This window comes from Agromyces sp. NPDC057865 (genome assembly GCF_042796995.1).
Taxonomy (GTDB): domain Bacteria; phylum Actinomycetota; class Actinomycetes; order Actinomycetales; family Microbacteriaceae; genus Agromyces.
The window spans coordinates 722502-742088 of sequence record NZ_JBHVMJ010000002.1; the positions used below are offsets into that span (position 1 = coordinate 722502).

General features: G+C 69.7%; 20 protein-coding genes and 1 tRNA gene. 7 read left to right on the top strand and 14 right to left on the bottom strand.

What is annotated here, in order from left to right; genetic code table 11:
* Positions 1-34: 34 nt before the first annotated feature.
* Both ACFVN5_RS11005 and ACFVN5_RS11010 read right to left on the bottom strand, forming a co-directional pair.
* Positions 35-418 carry a RidA family protein gene (locus tag ACFVN5_RS11005; protein ID WP_376955145.1) on the bottom strand — a complete coding sequence of 128 codons (384 nt, stop codon included), beginning with the start codon at positions 416-418 and terminating at the stop codon, positions 35-37.
* A gap of 340 nt (positions 419-758) precedes the next feature.
* Positions 759-1358, bottom strand: a complete 600-nt coding sequence (locus ACFVN5_RS11010) for a hypothetical protein (RefSeq protein WP_376955147.1) — start codon at positions 1356-1358, stop codon at positions 759-761.
* Between the two features lie 533 nt (positions 1359-1891).
* Between ACFVN5_RS11010 and ACFVN5_RS11015 the strand changes: the two genes are divergently transcribed.
* The 3 genes from ACFVN5_RS11015 (at position 1892) to ACFVN5_RS11025 (ending at position 5340) form a co-directional block, all read left to right on the top strand.
* Complete coding sequence (locus ACFVN5_RS11015) at positions 1892-3778, top strand: histidine kinase (protein ID WP_376955148.1); 1887 nt, start codon at positions 1892-1894, stop codon at positions 3776-3778.
* Positions 3775-4461 carry a response regulator gene (locus ACFVN5_RS11020; RefSeq protein WP_376955150.1) on the top strand — a complete coding sequence of 229 codons (687 nt, stop codon included), beginning with the start codon at positions 3775-3777 and terminating at the stop codon, positions 4459-4461. Before ACFVN5_RS11015 ends, ACFVN5_RS11020 begins: the two co-directional genes overlap by 4 nt.
* 387 nt (positions 4462-4848) lie before the next feature.
* Positions 4849-5340, top strand: a complete 492-nt coding sequence (locus ACFVN5_RS11025) for a hypothetical protein (protein WP_376955151.1) — start codon at positions 4849-4851, stop codon at positions 5338-5340.
* A gap of 230 nt (positions 5341-5570) precedes the next feature.
* Here the strand turns inward: ACFVN5_RS11025 and ACFVN5_RS11030 are convergent.
* Positions 5571-5642, bottom strand: a tRNA-Gln gene (locus tag ACFVN5_RS11030).
* Between the two features lie 125 nt (positions 5643-5767).
* Between ACFVN5_RS11030 and ACFVN5_RS11035 the strand changes: the two genes are divergently transcribed.
* The gene (locus ACFVN5_RS11035; protein WP_376955152.1) at positions 5768-6508 is read left to right on the top strand and encodes an NYN domain-containing protein; all 741 of its coding nucleotides are present in this window, start codon (positions 5768-5770) and stop codon (positions 6506-6508) included.
* An 89-nt stretch (positions 6509-6597) separates the two neighbouring features.
* Here the strand turns inward: ACFVN5_RS11035 and gltX are convergent, their stop codons facing one another.
* Together gltX and ACFVN5_RS11045 are read right to left on the bottom strand one after the other, a co-directional pair.
* Entirely contained in the window at positions 6598-8112 is a 1515-nt protein-coding gene (gene gltX / locus ACFVN5_RS11040; protein WP_376955153.1) for a glutamate--tRNA ligase, read from the bottom strand.
* Between the two features lie 81 nt (positions 8113-8193).
* On the bottom strand, positions 8194-9132 hold the full coding sequence (locus ACFVN5_RS11045; RefSeq protein ID WP_376955154.1) for a LysR family transcriptional regulator: 939 nt from the start codon (positions 9130-9132) through the stop codon (positions 8194-8196).
* A gap of 82 nt (positions 9133-9214) precedes the next feature.
* Between ACFVN5_RS11045 and ACFVN5_RS11050 the strand changes: the two genes are divergently transcribed.
* A complete protein-coding gene (locus tag ACFVN5_RS11050) occupies positions 9215-10270 on the top strand; it encodes an aminotransferase class V-fold PLP-dependent enzyme (RefSeq protein WP_376955156.1) in 1056 nt (351 codons plus the stop codon).
* Positions 10271-10328: 58 nt separating this feature from the next.
* On the opposite strand, the gene ACFVN5_RS11055 is transcribed toward ACFVN5_RS11050, so the two are convergent.
* The 4 genes from ACFVN5_RS11055 to ACFVN5_RS11070 are packed head-to-tail and all read right to left on the bottom strand — an operon-like array spanning position 10329 to position 13810.
* Positions 10329-11102, bottom strand: a complete 774-nt coding sequence (locus ACFVN5_RS11055) for a fumarylacetoacetate hydrolase family protein (protein WP_376955157.1) — start codon at positions 11100-11102, stop codon at positions 10329-10331.
* Positions 11103-11111: 9 nt separating this feature from the next.
* Positions 11112-11594: a GNAT family acetyltransferase gene (locus ACFVN5_RS11060; protein WP_376955158.1), complete on the bottom strand. Its 483-nt coding sequence runs from the start codon at positions 11592-11594 to the stop codon at positions 11112-11114.
* Positions 11595-11607: 13 nt separating this feature from the next.
* Complete coding sequence (locus ACFVN5_RS11065; RefSeq protein WP_376955159.1) at positions 11608-12723, bottom strand: branched-chain amino acid aminotransferase; 1116 nt, start codon at positions 12721-12723, stop codon at positions 11608-11610.
* A gap of 25 nt (positions 12724-12748) precedes the next feature.
* Positions 12749-13810 carry a 3-isopropylmalate dehydrogenase gene (locus tag ACFVN5_RS11070; protein WP_376955161.1) on the bottom strand — a complete coding sequence of 354 codons (1062 nt, stop codon included), beginning with the start codon at positions 13808-13810 and terminating at the stop codon, positions 12749-12751.
* Between the two features lie 137 nt (positions 13811-13947).
* On the opposite strand from ACFVN5_RS11070, the gene ACFVN5_RS11075 reads away from it, so the two are divergent.
* A complete protein-coding gene (locus ACFVN5_RS11075; protein ID WP_376955162.1) occupies positions 13948-14211 on the top strand; it encodes a DUF6458 family protein in 264 nt (87 codons plus the stop codon).
* 76 nt (positions 14212-14287) lie between these two features.
* On the opposite strand, the gene ACFVN5_RS11080 is transcribed toward ACFVN5_RS11075, so the two are convergent.
* Positions 14288-15877: an MFS transporter gene (locus ACFVN5_RS11080; protein ID WP_376955640.1), complete on the bottom strand. Its 1590-nt coding sequence runs from the start codon at positions 15875-15877 to the stop codon at positions 14288-14290.
* 92 nt (positions 15878-15969) lie between these two features.
* On the opposite strand from ACFVN5_RS11080, the gene ACFVN5_RS11085 reads away from it, so the two are divergent.
* Entirely contained in the window at positions 15970-16533 is a 564-nt protein-coding gene (locus ACFVN5_RS11085; RefSeq protein WP_376955163.1) for a TetR/AcrR family transcriptional regulator, read from the top strand.
* A gap of 40 nt (positions 16534-16573) precedes the next feature.
* Here the strand turns inward: ACFVN5_RS11085 and serA are convergent, their stop codons facing one another.
* The 4 genes from serA to ACFVN5_RS11105 all read right to left on the bottom strand — a co-directional run bounded on the left by serA (position 16574) and on the right by ACFVN5_RS11105 (position 19567).
* The gene (gene serA, locus ACFVN5_RS11090) at positions 16574-18166 is read right to left on the bottom strand and encodes a phosphoglycerate dehydrogenase (protein ID WP_376955165.1); all 1593 of its coding nucleotides are present in this window, start codon (positions 18164-18166) and stop codon (positions 16574-16576) included.
* A 170-nt stretch (positions 18167-18336) separates the two neighbouring features.
* Positions 18337-18735, bottom strand: a complete 399-nt coding sequence (locus ACFVN5_RS11095) for a hypothetical protein (RefSeq protein ID WP_376955166.1) — start codon at positions 18733-18735, stop codon at positions 18337-18339.
* A gap of 1 nt (position 18736) precedes the next feature.
* On the bottom strand, positions 18737-19225 hold the full coding sequence (locus ACFVN5_RS11100; RefSeq protein ID WP_376955167.1) for a hypothetical protein: 489 nt from the start codon (positions 19223-19225) through the stop codon (positions 18737-18739).
* Between the two features lie 54 nt (positions 19226-19279).
* Entirely contained in the window at positions 19280-19567 is a 288-nt protein-coding gene (locus tag ACFVN5_RS11105; RefSeq protein ID WP_376955169.1) for a hypothetical protein, read from the bottom strand.
* Positions 19568-19587 lie beyond the last annotated feature (20 nt).

Consider the following 19587-nt stretch of genomic DNA (forward strand, 5'->3'; position numbering starts at 1 on the left):
GTGCTGGGCGAGGTGTCGTCCCTGTCGCGTCGACTCACTCTGCGATGTGCGCCGTCATGGCGATCGAGACCAGGATGCCGGCCAGCTCGGGGCCCAGCCTCGTCACGGCGCGGGCGGGAGGGCGGTCACTGAACACCGACCCGTACGCCTCGTTCATTCCGGCGAAGTCGGCCGGGCGCGCAAGCAGCACGGTGACGAACCCCACGTCGTCCAGCGAACACCCCGCTGCCTCGAGGACGGACGCGCAGTTGCGCAGGGCCTGCAGAGTCTGCTCCCCGATCGATGACCCCGCCGGCTCGCCGGTTGCCGGATCGATTCCCGCCATCCCCGACACGAAGATCGTCGATCCGATTCGAACACCCTGACTGAACAGTGGAGAGCTCGGCGCGTTGCCGGTCGCGATGATCTGCCTCGCCATGCACCGGAGCCTACGCCGACATGCGAGGACGGCGTCATCTCGGACTGAGAGCACCAGACATATCGTGCCGACATCGGCTCGATTGGGATGGGGCGGGCGAGCGGAATCGGACGCGCGACCCACCCTCAGGAACACGAAAACCCCCGGCTGACCGGGGGCTTCCTCGAACCAAGTACAACTGAATTGGATCCCGTCAGTTGGACCCGAGCCCGCGAGGCGCGGAATTCCGCGGATCTCATGGGGTCCGGTGTACGTGTTGCTCACGGATCGATACGGGCCGGACCTGGTCCCGCAGCGCGATTCACATCACCTTTGTGGCCATCTGCGGGCGGAACCGCCCTCAGCTCGTTGCTGCCATGGCGGCTGGCATCGCTGTCCGACTCCTGGCGAATCCGAATCGAACGCTGAGTACCGCGATCCACAGCAGGACCAGGAGGAACGGCCAGAGGAAGAACTCGTCGTTCGCAGGAAGCCCGGATGCGGCAAGCACGATGATGCTGGTGGCGCCGACCGCGATGCCCGCCCAACTCAGCGTCCGTCCGAGCGTTCGGGTCACCAGTGCGGAGGCAGATGCAAAGAGCGCGAACACTCCCAGTGGCAGTAGTTGCACCAGGTGTCCAGCTCCATCGACGTCCTGCAGGGCCCGGGCCAGTTCCGGTGAGATGTCGTCGCGAAGAACGAACACGGCAATCACAACTGATACGGAGAGCACGTTCGCGATCAGCGCTGCGATTCCGCCGACGAGTGCCGTCGTCGCGAGCCACCCGGCGTCGCGGATGCGCGAGCACAGGTAGCCGACGAAGATCATCAGGGCCATCTGCGCAAGGATCACCACGGCGAACGCCACGTTGGTCCATGGGTTCTCGGCGTATCTCTGCTGCTCGTCCAGAATTCGCTGTCCGGTCGAACCCGCATCGTTCGAGCCCTCACCGATCAACACGCTCCCGAGGCTGGCGAGCAGAACATATGCCACTCCGCTCAACGCTCCGATCCTGTCCACGGCGTTCATCCATCGCCGACCCAGTTCTGGCCTTCGCGCGACTCTGTTCGCGGCCCCGACTTCGTCCAGGACATCCGCAGCCGCAGTGGGCTCCTGGGGTTTGGTCGTCGCTTTACGCATGGCGGCTCCTTTCAACGCCCAGCACGTTACGGCCGTCTGGGGTTCCAGCAGCATCGCGCTGGCAGGAGGGATTTTTGGGGAAAACCGCAATCCATCTGGAAGAGATTCTCCGGACAGGCTGACCCGGTCGGGTCCATCATGGAGGTGCTATGGCCATGAGTGGGGTGTCTGGCACCACGCCCGGTCTCCCGGCAGGAGGGGGCGCGAACGCTGTCGCTGTGGTAAGGCGCAACGCTGCGTGGGCGATCCTCGGAGTGAGCACGGTCTGCTGGGTGATCGTCATGGTGCTGGGCCTTCCGAGGTATCCACTCCAGTTACTGCCGTGGATGCTCGTGTACGGAGCCTCAGTAGCGGTGACCTCGATCATCCTGATCCGGGTGCCGTGGCATCCGCTCGCGCTCTGGCTGGCCATCGGCTCGCTTATCACGGCGCGCGACGTACCGCTCCCCGTGCTCGAGTTGCAGCTCGCTTCCAACGCACCACCGGCCTCGATCGCGCTGTCGAATCTGGTGCTGCAATGTGTCGCCGTGCTTCCCTTGATCGGCGTCGCCCACGTGCTCGGGCTCTTCCCGGACGGTGAAGCCCATCATCGCTACGAAGCTGCGGCACTTCGACTGACTTGGCTAACCTTGCTGCTTCCCGTGGTGCTGCTGACCTGCAGCCCCACGGTGGTCACCCCGCTCGACGCCGAGGGCGATCCGCCGATCGCGAACCCATTCAAGTTGTCCTTCGTCAACTTCGACCCGCAAGGGGTGACAGCATTGCTCGATGTCTCGGGGCTTGCGGTCCTGCTTGTGGGAGCCGTGCTGCTCCTGCTCCGATACCGAACGGCGGACGAACGGACCCGCCGTGCAATGCGGTGGCTGCTCGCGCCGGTCGCGCTTCTCCCGATTCCGGTCCTCGCACAGTTCCTGCTCGCGGGTATCGCCGACGTCATCATCTCGTGGTGCTGGGCGGCGGTAATTGCCTGCTTTGTGGTCGCGCCCGCGGTGGGCATCCTGCAGCCGACGGGTTTGAACGTCGACCGAGTCGTGCGCCGCTCGATCGTCTACGGCCTGCTATGGACATCGATTGCCCTTGTCTACGCCACGATCGCGGCAACCGCGGGCGCCGCTGCGGGAACACTGCTGCCGGTGGGATGGGCGGTCGCCATCGCGCTCATCGCGGCACTGGTCTTCCAGCCGGTACGCACCCGGCTCGAAGCCCTCGCCGACCGCTGGGTGTTCGGAACGAAGACCGACGCAACGCAACTCGTCGTCGGTCTGGGTGAATCGCTTGCTGGGACGTACGACCTGGAGACGCTGCTGCCTCGCATGCGCGCGACGCTGGAAGACGGTATGGGCCTTCGCTGGGCCCGGATCCGGCTCCTGCCCGACGGAGATGGGGCCGAGCAGCCGAATCCGGGCCAACAGCCGGTGTTCGCCGTGCCGATCGAGGTCGATGGGGAGCAGATTGGACTGATCGAGTGCGGCCCAAAGCTGTCGGGTTCGCTCACCTCGGCGGACACCGCGATCCTCCAAACCTTCGCCCGACAAGCCGGCATGGCCGTCCGCAACGTCCGCCTGAAGCAGGAGCTCGAGCATCAAGCCGCCCTCCTGCGAACCTCACGCGCGCGAATCGTCCACGCCCAAGAACAGGAACGCCGACGCATCGAACGGAACATCCATGACGGCGTGCAACAGGACCTCACGGCCCTCATCGGTCTCGCCGGGCAGGCCCGCCACCAGCTCGAACACGACCCGACCGCCGCCGTCGAGGACATCGCAACAATGCAGGACGGGCTACGCCGCGTACTCGCCGACCTCCGCGACCTCGCGCAGGGCATCCACCCTTCGGTGCTCAGCGACCGAGGACTTCTGGCGGCAATCGAGACACTGGGCCGACGGCATCCCGTGCCCGTGACCATCCGAGCGGACACCTCGCTGCGGACGCTACGCCTTCCCGAAGAGCTAGAAGGTGCCGCATACTTCACGATCGCGGAGGCGTTCGCAAACACGCTCAAGCACGGCCGGGCCGACCGACTCGACGTCGAACTCCGCGAAAGCGCCAACCATCTCATCGTGCAAGTGACCGACAACGGCAGCGGGTTCGACGCCGCAACGGCACGGGGAACCGGATTGACGAACCTCCGCGACCGGATCGCCGCTGTCGGCGGTGCGCTCGAGATCGACACTGCACCCGGCGCGGGCACGACCATCGTCGCTGAGTTCCCACTTCCCGACGAAAGGGTCCCGCGATGACCGAGCAGTTGCGCGTGGTCGTCGCCGACGATCACTACCTGGTGCGCGAGGGCGTCCGGCGGGCGCTCCTGAGCGACGGTTCGATCGACGTCATCGCAGTGGTCCGGGATGCCGCTGAACTCGAACTCGTCGTGGACCGCGAAGGACCGGATGTGGTCGTGACCGACATCCGGATGCCACCCGGTCACAGCACGGAGGGCATCGAGGCCGCGCATCGCATCCGCGAGAAACACAACAACATCGGCATCGTCGTGCTATCGCAATACAACGACGCCACCTACGCGATGGACCTCCTCCGAAACGGAACAGCCGGCATGGCGTACCTCCTGAAGGAGCGCATCGGCAACCCGCGTGCACTCCTCGAGGCGGTGACGGAAGTCGCATCTGGTGGATCGCGCATAGATCCAGACGTCGTCGCATCCCTCGTCCATGCCGGTCGGTCCTCGTCTCGACTCGCCGATCTCACTGGACGTGAGCGAGAGGTTCTCGCACTCATGGCCCAGGGTCGCACCAACGCAGCAGTGGGCGAGGAGCTGCACCTGTCCGAATCGTCGATCGAGAAGTACGTTTCATCGGTGTTCGCCAAACTCGGCCTCGCCGACGAGCCACACGTCCATCGGCGGGTCGCTGCGGTGCTGACCTACCTGCAGGACCAACAGAGCGCGCAGCCACTGGAAGGATGATGCCAGCATTTGGGACCGTCCCTGGGCGGCGCCCAGCGCGAACGGACGGCCGATGTTCCCGTTCCGCCATGCGTCTGCTAGGCGGACAGCGTGCCTTCAGCATGATGGAGTGCACCGACACGGGGCGGGCTTGGCGTCGGTGCCCTCCTGCCTTTCCCGAATCTGAGCGGTCCTCATTTACGGGGACTTGCGGCGCCATGCCGGCCGGAGTTTACTCACGGCCATCTGCGCTCCCGGGAACGTACCGGGACTTCATCGCTGACGTTCCCTTGATCGAGGAGCGGAAGACGAAACGAAAGGCGGAGGCGCGCGATCGCTGCAGAAGCGATCCAGCGGCTGGCCATAGGTAGAAGCTCGCCTCCGAGGAAAGAGAAGGAGGGCCGAGCGATGCCAGATAAGGAAGCCGATGCGCGCGAGCAGCTCAAAGCCGCTCTCGGGGCCATCCCAGAAGGGGCGATCGTCGATCGTGGCGAGATCCTCATCCAATGGCCAATCGCCATGTACTCGATCACGGACAGCACGACAACCATCCAGAACCTGCTTCTTGGCAAGCGATGCGTCCGAAGCAGAATGCTGGACGTCTCGGGTGGCGGTGTGACCGATGCGAACGGGAAGGCCACTCTCCGCCTCAAGGATGTGACCTGTCTGTTTGCTCCTCCGCAGGCTGGCGAGAATTTCTTGGTCGCCAGTGCACCGATCAACGTCGTTGCGACGCCCCGCGCCCAAAGTGCGATTCACGCGACCGTTCGCGCGTCGCTCGTGAACGCGGACCGTGACGCTCAAATCGAGGTCTTCACGTGGGACGCACAGGGTCAGGCCGCCGGCGGGGCCCCGTTCTACTGGCGCTGCACGGTCGCCCTCGAGGAGAACGTCGGCTGACAGAGCCTGGAACAGAACGCTCGCTACGGCGGACTCGAACACAGAACAAATTCGTCCTGAATGAAGTCCTCCCGGGGTCCCGACTTCGAGCGCGCCAGGATCCCGGGACTTCCGGGCCAGAAGCTGGGAGGCGGTCCGTGGAGACCTGCGACTGTAGCGGGAATCGGACAAGCGGTTCGTTCGACCGCAGAAACACGAAAACCCCCGGCTGACCGGGGGCTTCATCACTGCTGGGGTACCTGGACTCGAACCAAGAACAACTGAACCAGAATCAGCCGTGTTGCCAATTACACCATACCCCAATGGCCCTCAACCGAAGCTCGGGCCGACACGCAACTCTAGCCTACGCACCGGGCACCGACCAAACTGAGCGAGCCTCGCCCGCGTGCCACTCCTGCTCGCATGCACGACCTGCCATGCTGTGCCCATGCCCGACGCCAATGACCTCCTCGCCGTCCTCATCGACGCCGACAATGTCTCCCCCGCCCGAATCGACTCCGTGCTCGCCGAGGTCTCCCGCTACGGCGTCGCATCCGTGAAGCGCGTGTACGGCGACTGGACGAAGCCGAACCTCCGCAGCTGGAAGGATGCCGCGAGCGCGCATGTCATCCAGCCCATTCAGCAGTTCGACAACACCACGGGCAAGAACGCCACCGACAGCGCGCTCATCATCGATGCGATGGACCTGCTCTACACCGCACGGTTCCAGGGGTTCTGCATCGTGTCGTCCGACAGCGATTTCACACGGCTCGCTTCACGCATCCGCGAGCAGGGCATCACCGTCTACGGCTTCGGTGAGCGCAAGACGCCGGAGTCGTTCCGGAACGCTTGCGACCGCTTCACATACCTCGAGGTGATCGAAACCCCAGTCGCGGACGACGCCGTCGAGAGTACGCCGGTCCGCGCCCAGGTACCGGCTGTCAAGCTTCGTACCGACGGTCGACTGGTCTCGGCATTGCGTGCGAGCGTCGGCAGCGCCGCCGGCGAGGACGGCCGCGCGAACCTCGCCGCCGTCGGGTCCCTCCTGCGCAAGCAGCAGCCCGACTTCGACTCCCGCAACTGGGGCTACGCCAAGCTCTCCGACCTCATCCGAGCGACCGGGCTCTTCGACGTGGAGACCGCGCCCAACGGCGGGGTCATGGTGCAGCAGCGGCGCAAGGCGGCCTGAGTCCGAGGCCGCCCGCGGACCGATCGCGGGTCTCGATACGGCGCTTCGCGCCTACTCGACCACCGGGATGACTTCGGCCGCGTCGCGCGTCAACCGAGCCGCGTCGCGAGCCGGTCGATCCGGTCGATCGAGTCGATCTTCCCGAGGATCTGCATCGACTCGAACAGCGGCGGCGACACCCGCCGGCCCGAGATCGCGGTGCGCACCGGGCCGAAGGCGACGCGCGGCTTGAGGCCGAGGCCGTCGACGAGAGCGCCGCGGAGCGCCTCCTCGATCTGGTCGTGCGTCCACGCGTCGGCGGGGAGGCGGTCGAGGGCGTCGCGGGCGGCGGCGAGCACGGCCGGGGCGTCGGCGGGGAGGCCGGCGAGGGCGTCGTCGTCATACGAGAGGCCCGCAGCATCCGTGAACAGGAAACCCAGCATGCCCGGTGCCTCGCCGAGCAGGCCGATGCGCTCCTGCACGAGCGGAGCCGCCTCGACGAGCACGGCCTCCTGCGCAGCCGAGATCGGCGTCTCGACGACGCCGGCCGACTGCAGGTACGGCACCGTGCGGGCGGCGAACTCCCCCGATTCGAGCAGCCGGATATGGTCGCCGTTGATGGCCTCGGCCTTCTTCAGGTCGAAGCGCGCCGGGTTCGGGTTGACGTTCACGACGTCGAACGCGGCCACGAGCTCGTCGCGGCTGAACACATCGCGGTCGGCCGAGAAGCCCCAGCCGAGGAGGGCGAGGTAGTTGACCAGGCCCTCGGGGATGAACCCGCGGTCGCGGTGGTGGAACAGGTTCGACTCGGGGTCGCGCTTCGACAGCTTCCTGTTGCCCTCGCCCATCACGTAGGGCAGGTGGCCGAAGCGCGGCACGAAGGTCGTGACGCCGATGTCGATGAGCGCGTGGTACAGCGCGATCTGGCGCGGCGTCGAGCTCAGCAGGTCTTCACCCCGAAGCACGTGCGTGATGCCCATGAGCGCGTCGTCGACCGGGTTCACGAGCGTGTAGAGCGGCGCTCCGTTCGGGCGCACCACCACGAAGTCGGTCGTCGATCCGGCGGCGAAGTCGATCCGGCCGCGCACGAGGTCGTCGAAGCCGAGGTCGACGTCGGGCACACGCAGGCGCAGCGCCGGCTCGCGACCCTCGGCGCGGAACGCGGCGCGCTGCTCGTCGGTCAGGTCGCGGTCGAAGTTGTCGTAGCCGAGCTGCTTGGGCCGACCGGCCGCCTCGTTGCGGGCGTCGATCTCGTCGGCGTTCGAGAAGCTCTCGTAGACGTGGCCCGACGCCTTCAGCCGCTCGACGACGTCGGCGTAGATCCCGCTGCGCTGCGACTGGCGGTAGGGCTCGTGGGGTCCGCCGATGCCGATGCCCTCGTCCCAGTCGAGCCCGAGCCAGGTGAGCGCGTCGAGGAGCTGCTCGTAGCTCTCCTCGCTGTCGCGCGCGGCATCAGTGTCCTCGATGCGGAACACGAACGTGCCGCCGGTGTGCCGGGCGTACGCCCAGTTGAAGAGCGCGGTGCGCACGAGGCCGACGTGCGGCGTGCCCGTCGGAGAGGGGCAGAAGCGCACGCGGATGTCGGAACCTGTGGCGGACGTGGTGGGGTGGGCTGTCTCGGACATACCCGTCCATGCTAGCGATCGGCGCGACGCCGCCGCGTCCTCCTCGGGCTTGCCGGCTGGCCGCCGCGTCGAGCCGCCGTGTCAGGCGGCGAGCGACTCGAGGGCCGCGATCGCGGCCGCGACGGCCGGAACGCGCTCGGCACCTCGGGCGGTGACGAGATGCAGCGACCGCACGTCGGCCCGAGCGGTCGGCCGGGTCACGACGTCGGGATGCCGCGGCGAGGCCGCGAGTGCGAGCGCCGGAAGCAGCGCCACCCCGAGTCCCTGCGCGACCATCCCCTCGACGGCGACGAAGTTGTCGGTCTCGAACGCGATGCGCGGCGCGAAGCCCGCGGCATCCGCCAGCTCGAGCAGGTGCCCACGGCAACGTGGGCAGCCGGCGATCCACGGGTCGTCGCGCAGCGCGGCCAGGTCGACGACGTCGGATGCCGCGGCCGGATGCCCCGACGGCAGCACGAGCCGGATCGGCTCCTCGCCGAACGCGCGCACGTCGAGGCCTCGGGCGCTCGCACGGTGCGGGTCGTCGCGGTCGCCGGGATAGCTGAACGTGATCGCGAGATCGGCGCGGTCGGCACGGACGGCGGCCACCGCCTCGGGCGGCTCGGCCTCGACGTACGTCACGGAGACGCCCGGATGCGCCGCGCCGAGTGCCGCGATGAGTCGCGGCACGACCGACGCCGACGCCGACGGGAACGCGACGAGCCGCACGCGTCCGGCGCGCAGGCCGCGGATCTCGGCGAGCTCGCCGGCCGCGGCCTCGAGCGCGGTCGCCACGGCGTTGGCGTGGCGCGCGAGCACGCGTCCCGACTGGGTGAGGCGGATGCCGCGGCCGACCCGCTCGACGAGTGCGATGCCGGTGCGCTCCTCGAACCGGCGCAGCTGCTGGCTCACCGCGGGCTGGCTGTAGCCGAGCGCCTCGGCGGCGGCGGTCAGCGAGCCGTGCTCGGCGACCTGGCGCACGACGCGCACGGTCTGGAGGTCGAGGGCGGCGGCGAGGCCGTCGATGGAGGCGTCCGACATGACTCGAAGCATAACGTGACGGCATGGGTGTGATCACATACCTGACGTTGTCGAATGGATGCCACGAGCGGAGACTGGGGGCATGACCTCCACCGTGCGCAACCGCCCCGCCGCGCTCCGCGATCGATTCGCCGCCGGACGTGGATATCTCGCCGCGTGCACACTCGGCCTGCCCGCCGACGTCACGGTCGAGGCGGTGCGACGCGACTTCGAGCGCTGGGCCGCCGGCACCGCCGACTCCATGGAGTACACGTCCGCCGTGGAGCGGTCGCGCGTGCACGCCGCGACGCTGCTCGGTGTCGACGCGAGCCGGATCGCCACGGGGTCGCAGGTCTCCCCCTTCGTCGCGCTCGCCGCGGCATCCGCCCCCGCCGGCGCCGAGATCGTCTGCATCGAGGGCGACTTCTCGTCGCTCGTCGCGCCATTCCTCGTGCGCGGCGACCTGCGCGTGCGACACGTGCCCCTCGACGCGCTCGCCGACGAGATCGGGCCGAGCACGTGGCTGGTGGCGTACTCGCTCGTGCAGTCCGCGACGGGCCGGGTGACCGACGCGGCATCCGTGGCCGAGGCCGCGCGTGCCGTCGGCGCGCGCGTGCTCGTCGACACGACCCAGGCGACCGGGTGGATGCCGACGACCGACGTCGAGGCCGACCTGCTCGTGTGCCACTCCTACAAGTGGCTCTGCGCGCCGCGCGGCGCGGCCTTCGCCGCCTTCTCGGACCGCGCCCTCGCCGAGTTCGTGCCGCTCGCCGCCGGCTGGTGGTCGGGAACCGACCCCTGGGCCTCGTGCTACGGACCCGACCTGCACCTCGCCGAGGACGCGAGCCGCTTCGACGTCTCCCCCGCCTGGCATGCGTGGATGGGCGCGGAGGCCGCGCTCGGCCTCGCCGCGTCGCTCGACCCGACCGAGGTGCGCGACCATGCCGTGGGCCTCGCGAACGCGTTCCGCGAGCGCATCGGCCTCGACTCGTCGGACAGCGCGATCGTCGCCTGGCCCGACGCCGAGGGCACCTCGCTGCGGGCGCTCACCGCGGCCGGCATCACCGCCTCGGGCCGCGCCGGTCGCGCGCGCGTGGCGTTCCACCTGTGGAACGACGACGAGGACGTCGACCTCGCCGCTCGCACGCTCGGCCACTGAGGCCTGCCGAGCATCGATGCGCGGGGCGGATCAACCCGCCGCGCTCAGCCCGCCGCGCTCAGCCCGCCGCTCGTACCGGGTTCGATAGCGTGCCCAGGCCCGAGACCGTGACCTCGACGGTGTCGCCGTCGACGAGCGGGCCCACGCCCGCGGGCGTTCCCGTGAGGATGACGTCGCCGGGCAGCAGCGTGAACACGCTCGACGCGTAGGCGACGATCGCCGGGATCGAGTGCACCATGTCGGCGAGGCGGCCGTGCTGGCGTCGCTCGCCGTCGACGACGGTCTCGATCGTGCCGCCCTCGAGGTCGAGCTCGGTGTCGATGACCGGTCCGAGCGGACAGAACGTGTCGAAGCCCTTCGCGCGGGTCCACTGGCCGTCGCGGCGCTGCAGGTCTCGGGCGGTCACGTCGTTCGCGATCGTGTACCCGAAGATCACGCTCGCGGCATCCGCCTCGGCCACGTTCTTCGCGATGCGGCCGATGACGACCGCGACCTCGCCCTCGTGCTCGACCTGCTCGCTCTGACGGGGCAGCACGATCGCGTCGCCGGGACCGATGACCGAGGTGTTCGGCTTCAGGAACAGCAGCGGCTCCGCCGGCGCCTCCCCGCCCATCTCCTCGGCATGCTCGCGGTAGTTCTTGCCGACGGCGACGACCTTCGACCGCGGGATGACGGGAGCGAGCAGGCGCGCCTCGGCGAGCGGCACGCGTGCGCCGGTCGGCTCGTAGCCCGCGAACATCGGGTCGGCCTTCAGCACGACGAGCTCGTCCTCCTCCTCGTCGACGATGCCGAAGGCGATGGTGTCGCCGTGGGAGAAGCGCGCGATCTTCATGCAGCCAGCCTATTGCGCGGGCGCACCGGCCTCGGGAACGTCGGGGATGAGCCGTTTGCCGAGGCCCACCGCGTGGTCGGGCTCGTACCCGAGCGACCGGTACCAGTCGATCACGCCCTGGTTGGTCGACCGCACCTGCAGGTTGAGCTTCGGGCAGCCGCGCTCGACGAGCAGGCGCTCGGCCTCGGCCATGATCGTCGCGCCGATGCCCTCGCCGCGACGCGACTCGTCGACCGCGAGGTAGTTCACCCAGCCGCGGTGCCCGTCGTACCCGACCATCGCCGCGCCGACGACCGACGCGGATGCCGCGTCCTCGGCCACGAGGAACAGCTCGGGCTGCACCGTGAGCTTGCGCTCGATGTCGCGGTACGGGTCGTTCCACGGGACCACGAGGCCGGCGCGGCGCCACAGCGCCACGACGGCCTCGGTGTCCTCGCGACGGAACGGCCGGATGGCCGCGCCCGAGCCCGCGGGGGCCACCGCGTCGTGCATCACGCCCCTGCCATCAGGCGTCGAGCCGCGTCATCCAGCCGTGGCGGTCCTCGACGCGGCCGTACTGGATGCCGGTGAGCTCCTCGCGCAGCGACAGGGCGAGCTCGGTCGCCTGCGGGCCCGAGTGCACGATCTCGAAGTCCTCGGCGAGCAGGCGGCCGATGGGCGTGACCACGGCGGCCGTGCCGCACGCGAACGCGCCAACGATGTCGCCGGATGCCGCGCCCTCGCGCCACTCGTCGATGGTCACCTTGCGGCTCTCGACCACGTGGCCGCGGTCCTTCGCGAGCTGCAGCACCGAGTCGCGCGTGATGCCCTCGAGGATCGAGTCCGACTCGGGCGTCACGACCGTGCCGTCGCGGTAGACGAGCACCACGTTCATGCCGCCGAGCTCCTCGAGGTACTTCCCCTCGTCGAGGAACAGCACCTGCTGGCATCCGTGCTGGGCCGCCTCGGCCTGCGGCAGCAGGCTCGACGCGTAGTTGCCGCCGGTCTTCGCCGCGCCGGTGCCGCCCTTGCCGGCGCGGGCGTACCGCGTGGAGAGCCAGATCGACACGGGCTGCACGCCGCCGTGGAAGTACGCGCCTGCGGGGCTCGCGATGAGGTAATAGGCCACCTTCTTCGCCGGCCGAACGCCGAGGAACGCCTCCTTGGCGAACATGAACGGGCGCAGGTAGAGGCTCGTCTCGGGGGCGTTGGGCACCCAAGAGCCGTCGACCGCGATGAGCTGCTTCAGCGAGTCGATGAAGTACTCGCTCGGCAGCTCGGGCAGCGCGAGGCGCGCGGCCGAGCGCTGCAGGCGCGCCGCGTTCTCGTACGGACGGAACGACCAGATCGACCCGTCGGCGTGGCGGTAGGCCTTGAGGCCCTCGAAGATCTCCTGCGCGTAGTGCAGCACGGCGGCCGACGGCTCGAGCTGGATCGGGCCGTACGGCGAGACGCGCGGGCGGTGCCAGCCGCCCTTCTCCGACCAGCAGAGGTCGACCATGTGGTCGGTGAAGTGGTTGCCGAAGCCCGGGTCGGCGAGGATCGCGTCGCGCTCGGCGTCGGTCTTCGCCTCGTCGTTGCGGGTGACGGCCCAGGTGAGCCCTGCCGCGGAGGGCGCCTGGAGCGGGAGGTTGATGGTCATGTGCTTCGTCCTTCGGATGCGCTGGTTACTCGTGTGCGCCGATGCGGGCGACGATCGCGTCGCCGACCTCGGAGGTCGAACGACGTGCGTCGCCGCGTTCGGCGATGTCTGCGGCGACCGCCCGCTGCACCTTCGCCGCCTGCCCGCGGTGACCGAGGTGGTCGAGGAGCAGGGCGACGGAGAGGATCGCGGCGGTGGGGTCGGCGATGCCCTTCCCGGCGATGTCGGGTGCGGAGCCGTGTACGGGCTCGAACATGCTCGGGAACCGGCCGTCGGGGTTGATGTTGCCCGAGGCCGCCAGGCCGATGCCGCCGCTGATCGCGCCGGCCAGATCGGTGAGGATGTCGCCGAAGAGGTTGTCCGTGACGATGACGTCGAATCTAGCAGGATCCGTGACGAGGAAGATCGTCGCGGCGTCGACGTGCAGGTAGTCGACGGTCACGTCGGGATACTCGGCCGCGACCGCGTCGACCGTGCGCTTCCAGAGCGACCCGGCGAAGACCAGCACGTTGGTCTTGTGCACGAGCGTCAGCCGCTTGCGTGGGCGCGCGGATGCCGCGGCGAACGCGTAGCGCACGACGCGCTCGACCCCGTAGGCGGTGTTGACCGACACCTCGTTCGCGACCTCCGCGGGCGTGCCGACGCGGATCGCGCCGCCGTTGCCCACGTAGGGGCCCTCGGTGCCCTCGCGCACGACGACGAAGTCGACCTCGCCCGGGTCGGCGAGCGGGCTCGCGACGCCCGGGTGCAGCACCGACGGGCGGAGGTTCACGTAGTGGTCGAGCTCGAAGCGGAGCTTCAGCAGCAGTCCGCGCTCGATGTTGGCGCCCGCGAGGCGAGGATCGCCCGGTACGCCCCCGACCGCTCCGAGCAGGATCGCGTCGTGCTCCTTGATGGCGGCGAGGTCGTCGTCGGTCAGGACGTCGCCCGTCTCGAGGTAGCGCGCAGCGCCCAGCGAGAACGGCGTCTGCTCGAACGCGACGTCGGCGCCGACGACCGCCGCATCGAGCGCCCTGAGCGCCTCGGCGACCACCTCGGGGCCGATTCCATCGCCCGGAATGACTGCGAGCCTGACCGTACCTACCATGGATTCTCCTTCGTGCGCCAGCCCTCCCAGCGTAGTGTCCGTCCGAGTGGCCGATGGTTACAGTGGGCCTCAGGACGAGGTATCCACCTCATCGAAGCGCGGCACCCGAGCCGCCGGAGAGAAAGAGGAACCCCCACATGAGTCTCGGTCTCGGCATCGTGCTCTTCGTCATCGGCGCGATCCTCGCGTTCGCGCTCAACCTCACCGTCGACTGGGTCAACCTCCAGCTGGTCGGCTACATCCTCATGATCGCCGGAGCGATCGTGATCATCCTCGGCATCGTCCTCCTCGCGCGCCGTCGCCGCTCCATCTCCACCTCTCAGACGAGCGTGGACCCCGCGACCGGCAGCCGGGTGACCCGCAACGAGCACTCGGCTCCCGAGGACCCGACGGTGCTCTGAGCCAGGCTTCACGACACGGCCGCCGCCCGGGAGGGGCGGCGGCCGTTCGTCGTTCGGGGCCGGGTCGGCCGCGCACTCACTCGGCGCGCGGAGCCTTCGGGTTCCGCAGCGCGATGGCGGCCACGACGGCCGCGGCCGCCATGAGCGCCACCCCGATCAGCGAAGTCACCACGACGCCGGCGTCGAAGGCGTGCGCAGCGGATGCCGCGAGCTGCTCCCCGATCGCGCCGGGAAGTGAGTTGGCCACCGTCATCGCGCCCGCGAGCGTCTCGCGGGCGGCATCCGCCTGCTGGTCGGTGAGCACCGACGGAAGCACGAGACCCGAGCGGAACTGCACCGCGAGGATGCTGCCGAGGATCGCCGTGCCGAGCACCGCGCCGAGCTCGTAGGCCGTCTCGGAGACGGCGGACGCTGCGCCCGCCTTCGCCGGCGGCGCGCTCGAGAGGATGAGCTCGTTCGAGACCGTCTCTGCCGCGCCGATGCCCACGCCGAGGAGCACGAACGCGAGCACGATCGGTCCGATCGACCCGGATCCGGCGAAGAGCGCGATCACGAGGTATCCGCTCGCCGACAGGCCGAGCGCGACCGGGACGAGCACGCGCGGACGCACCCGTCGGGCGACCGGCACGACCAGGAGGCCGGCGGCGATCATCGCCACGAGGCCCGGCAGCAGCGCGAGCCCGGCGGAGACCGGGCTGAGCCCGGCGATGAGCTGCAGGTGCTGCGACACGAAGTAGAGGAATCCGACGAGCGCGATGACGCTGAACAGATTCACGACGACCGCGCCGCCGAACGAGCCCTGGCGGAACAGGCGCACGTCGAGCATGGGCGTCTCGCTGCGCAGCTGGCGCCGCACGAACCAGATCGCGCAGAACACGCCGAGCACGATCGCCTGCACGCCGAACCCCTCGACGCCCTCGGTCGCGAGCGACTTGATGCCGTAGACGATGGGGCCCATCGCCGCGAGCGAGAGCAGGGTGCTCACCAGGTCGATGCGACCCGGCGCGGGGTCACGGCTCTCGGGGATGAGCATCGGCACGAAGACAAGCAGCGGCACGAGCACGGGCACGGCGAGGAGGAACACCGAACCCCAGTGGAAGTGCTCGAGGAGCACGCCGCCGACGAGCGGGCCCATGGCGCTGCCGGCGGCGAAGCCCGACGCCCAGATCGCGATGGCGAGCCGGCGCTGCTCGCGCTCGGTGAACACCGCGCGCAGCAGCGAGAGCGTCGAGGGCATGAGCATGGCGCCGAAGAATCCGAGCGCCGCCCGGGCCGCGATCAGGGTCTCGGCGGTGGGCGCCAACGCGGCGCCGATCGAGACGAGCGCGAACCCGGTCGAGCCGATGAGCAGCATCCGGCGGCGTCCGTAGCGGTCGCCCGCGCTGCCCATCGCCACGAGCAGGCCTGCGAGCACGAGCGGGTACGCGTCGATGATCCAGAGCTGCTGGGCGGCCGTCGGTGCGAGGTCGGCCGAGATGGCCGGCAGCGCGAAGCTCAGCACGGTGTTGTCGATCGAGACGAGCAGCACCGGCAGCATCAGCACCGCGAGCGCGAACCACGCACGGCGCGACGAGCGCGTCGACCGGCCGGGATCGATGCGCGCGGCGGGCGCGGCGGCCTCCGTCGCGTGGTCGATGGGCGTGGTCGTGCGTTCCGTGGTGTTCATCATCTCGGGTTCCATTACTATACCGTCCAGCCGGTATAGTATCACTATCATGCACGGATGCCGCTCGCTCACGTCTCGCTAGCATCGAGCACATGAGCCGCCCACCAGCCGCACGCGACGCCGTGCTCGACGCGTTCGAGCGACTCCTCGTGGAGGACGGCGAGCGCGCCGCGACCCTCGACGCCGCGGCCCGTGCCGCCGGCGTCTCGAAGGGCGGCCTGCTCTACCACTTCCCCAACCGCGAGGCGCTCGTCGAGGGCGTGCTCGGGCGGTTCTCCGCGCTCGTCGACGCCGACCTCGAGGTCATGGCCGAGGCGCCCGAGGGCGCGGTCGCGTACTTCGTGCGCTCGTCGGTGTCGCACGACACGGCGCTCGAGCGCGCCGGCGTGGCGGCGGCGCGACTGGCGCAGGCGGGGCATCCGTCGGCCGTGCGCATGATCCGCTCGGTACGCGAGCGATGGATGGGCGCCGTGCGCCCGCACGTGGCCGACCCGACGGTGGCGCTCGCGATCACGCTGATCGGCGACGGCCTGTACTACGACTCGGCGCTGCACGGTGACGACGCCGAGACGGGCGTCGACGCGCCGCGCGCGAGCGAGATGGACGCGCTCGTGGCGATGCTCGAGCGGCTCGCGGCGGAGCCGCCGACGCACTGAGCCGTCGCGGCTCGTCGTCGCGGCGCCTCCGCGCGGTCCGCTACTCCTCGGTGATGTCGATCTCGACGAGCACGTCGGCGTCGATCGCCGCGCGCACGCGGTCGAGCACCTCGGTCGGCACCGGCGAGTCGACCGTGAGGACGCTCAGCGCCTGGCCGCCCGCCTCGCGACGCGCGATCTGCATGCCGGCGATGTTGATGCCGGCCTCCCCGAACTCGCGGCCGTAGATCGCCACGATGCCGGGGCGGTCGGTGTACTGCATCACGATGTGCGTCGTCGCGAGCGGCACCTCGATCTCGTAGCCGTTGACGCCCACGAGCTTCTCGATCTGCTTGGTGCCGGTCAGCGTGCCCGAGACCGAGATCTGGCGACCGTCGGCGAGTGCGCCGGCGAGCGTGATGACATTGCGGTACTCGGGCGAGTCGGCGTCGACGATGAGGCGCACGTCGATGCCGCGCTGCTCGGCGAGGAGCGGGGCGTTCACGTACGAGACCGTCTCGCTGACGACGTTCGTGAAGACGCCCTTCAGGGCGGCGAGCTTGAAGACGCTCACGTCGTAGTCGACGAGCTCGCCGTGCACCTCGACGTCGAGGCTCGTGATCGCGGTGTCGGCGAGGCCGGCGAAGAGCTGGCCGAGCTTCTCGACGAGCGGAATGCCCGGGCGCACGTACGGGTCGATGACGCCGCCGGCGACGTTCACCGCGTCGGGCACGAGCTCGCCGGCGAGCGCGAGGCGCACCGACTTCGCGACCGAGACGCCGGCCTTCTCCTGGGCCTCGTCGGTCGACGCGCCGAGGTGCGGCGTGACGATGACATTGGGCAGCGCGAGCAGCGGCGACTCGCGCGGCGGCTCCGAGACGAACACGTCGAGGCCGGCGCCCGCGATCTGCCCTGCGGCGAGCGCCTCGTAGAGCGCGTCCTCGTCGATGAGGCCCCCGCGGGCGACGTTGACGACGTAGGCCGTCGGCTTCATCTTCGCGAGCTGCTCGGTGCCGATCATGCCCGTGGTCTCGGGGGTCTTCGGCATGTGGATGGTGATGAAGTCACTGCGCTCGAGGAGCTCGTCGAGGCTCACGGTCTGCACGCCGAGCTGCTGCGCGCGAGCCGCCGTGATGTAGGGGTCGTAGGCGATGACCTCGGTGCCGAAGGCCTGCAGGCGGGCCGCGATGAGCGCACCGATGCGGCCGAGGCCGATGATGCCGATGGTCTTCTCGTAGAGCTCCACGCCCGTGTAGTGCGACCGCTTCCACTCCCCCTGCGCGAGCGCGGAGTGCGCCGCCGGGATGTGGCGGGCGAGGCTCAGGATGTGGCCGACGGTGAGCTCGGCGGCCGAGATGATGTTCGAGGTCGGCGCGTTCACGACCATGACGCCCGCCGTCGTGGCGGACTTGATGTCGACGTTGTCGAGGCCGACGCCCGCGCGGGCGATGACCTGGAGCTTCGGCGCGGCCGCGATCGCCTCGGCGTCGACCTTGGTCGCCGATCGCACGAGGATCGCGTTCGCGTCGGCGATCGCCTCGAGCAGCGCCGGACGGTCGGTGCCGTCGACGTTGCGGATCTCGAAGTCGGGCCCGAGGGCGTCGACGGTGGCGGGCGAGAGTTCTTCGGCGATCAGCACGACCGGCTTTGACACGAACGATTCCTTCGGGGCGAAGCGCGCGCGGGGCGCTCTGATGTGCGGGTGGGGATGCGCCACACGCCGTGGGGGCGCTACCCGCTCACTCTACTGGAGGGCGCATGCGGCATCCGTTCTGTGACGACGTGGCCGTCACAGGGGCCGGCCGGGCCAACCGGTCTCCGCCGTCAGCCGAGGTCGAGGCCGCCGAGCTGGAAGAACAGCGCGGTGAGCCCGAACGTGATGGCCTGCACCGCCGCATAGCCCGCGAGGAACAGCAGGATCTGGGGCAGCGGACCGCGTCGGTGGCCGAGCCAGAAGGCGACGCCGAACACGAGGAACGGCAGCACGAGTGCGACGATCAGCAGCGTCAGGCCGACGCCCGAGATCGCGATGCCCAGCGACGCGGCCTGCAGGTTGAGGCCGACGAGGTTGCCGACGGCCTCCCACACGTCGTACGCGTAGAGCACCCCGAAGAGCACGGCGACCGTGACGGCGAGCCAGAGCGGCGTCGCCGATCGCGGGGCGCCCGCGTCGTCGGCGGATGCCGCGGTGCCGGCGTCGGCGGGAACGGATGCCTCGTTCATCTCAACCTCGCAGCAGGAACGGGACGGGGACGAGGACGATCGCGCCGACGATGAGCCAGAGCAGCCGGGCGCGCCGACGCTCGGACGCGAGCCAGAGCGTCGTTCCGAACCACAGCGCGGGGGCGAGTACGGCGAGCCAGCGCCCGAGCCCGTACATGAACTGCGCGACCGGGTCGCCGAGGTCGGGGGCCGAGGAGATCGCCCAGATGAGCCACCCGACGGAGTAGAGGAGGTACACGCCGCCGAGCACGCCGAGCAGCACGAGTTCGGCGGAGCCGGGCTGCGCCGCGGCATCCGCGTCTTCGCCCTCGTCGGCCCTGTCGACGTGGTCGACCGCGGTCGCCCCGTTCGCCTCGACGGCCTGACCGGATGCCGCGGCATCCGCCGGCTTCGACTTCGACGGGTTGCCGACGACCTTCCATCCGGGGGCGAGCGTGGGGTCGTCGTCGCCCTCCCAGCGCAGCGCGTCGTCGTCGGGATCCGGGCTCATGCGACCAGACTAGCGAGCCGCGCACCGGACCCGACGACGACGCGATCGGGCGGGTCACCGGAGGACGCGCATGCGACGCTCGACCTGATCCTGGTAGTGCGACTCGGAGTCGCTCGGGGTCTCGATGCCGGTGCGGCGCTCGGCCTGGTCCCGGTACTGCGACCTCGCGGCGAAGGCGTCGACGCGGTTCTCGGCGCGCTGCACCTCGTGGCTGAGATCGCTCGCCCGTCGTTCGGCGAACGTGTCGACGTCGGCCTTGGCGCAGGCCCCGAGTCCGGCGGCGAGCATCGCGGCGAGCGCGATCGTGAGGGCGGTGGTGCGGGTCTTCTTCGTGGTGTCCATGACCGCACGTTCGCGCGCGC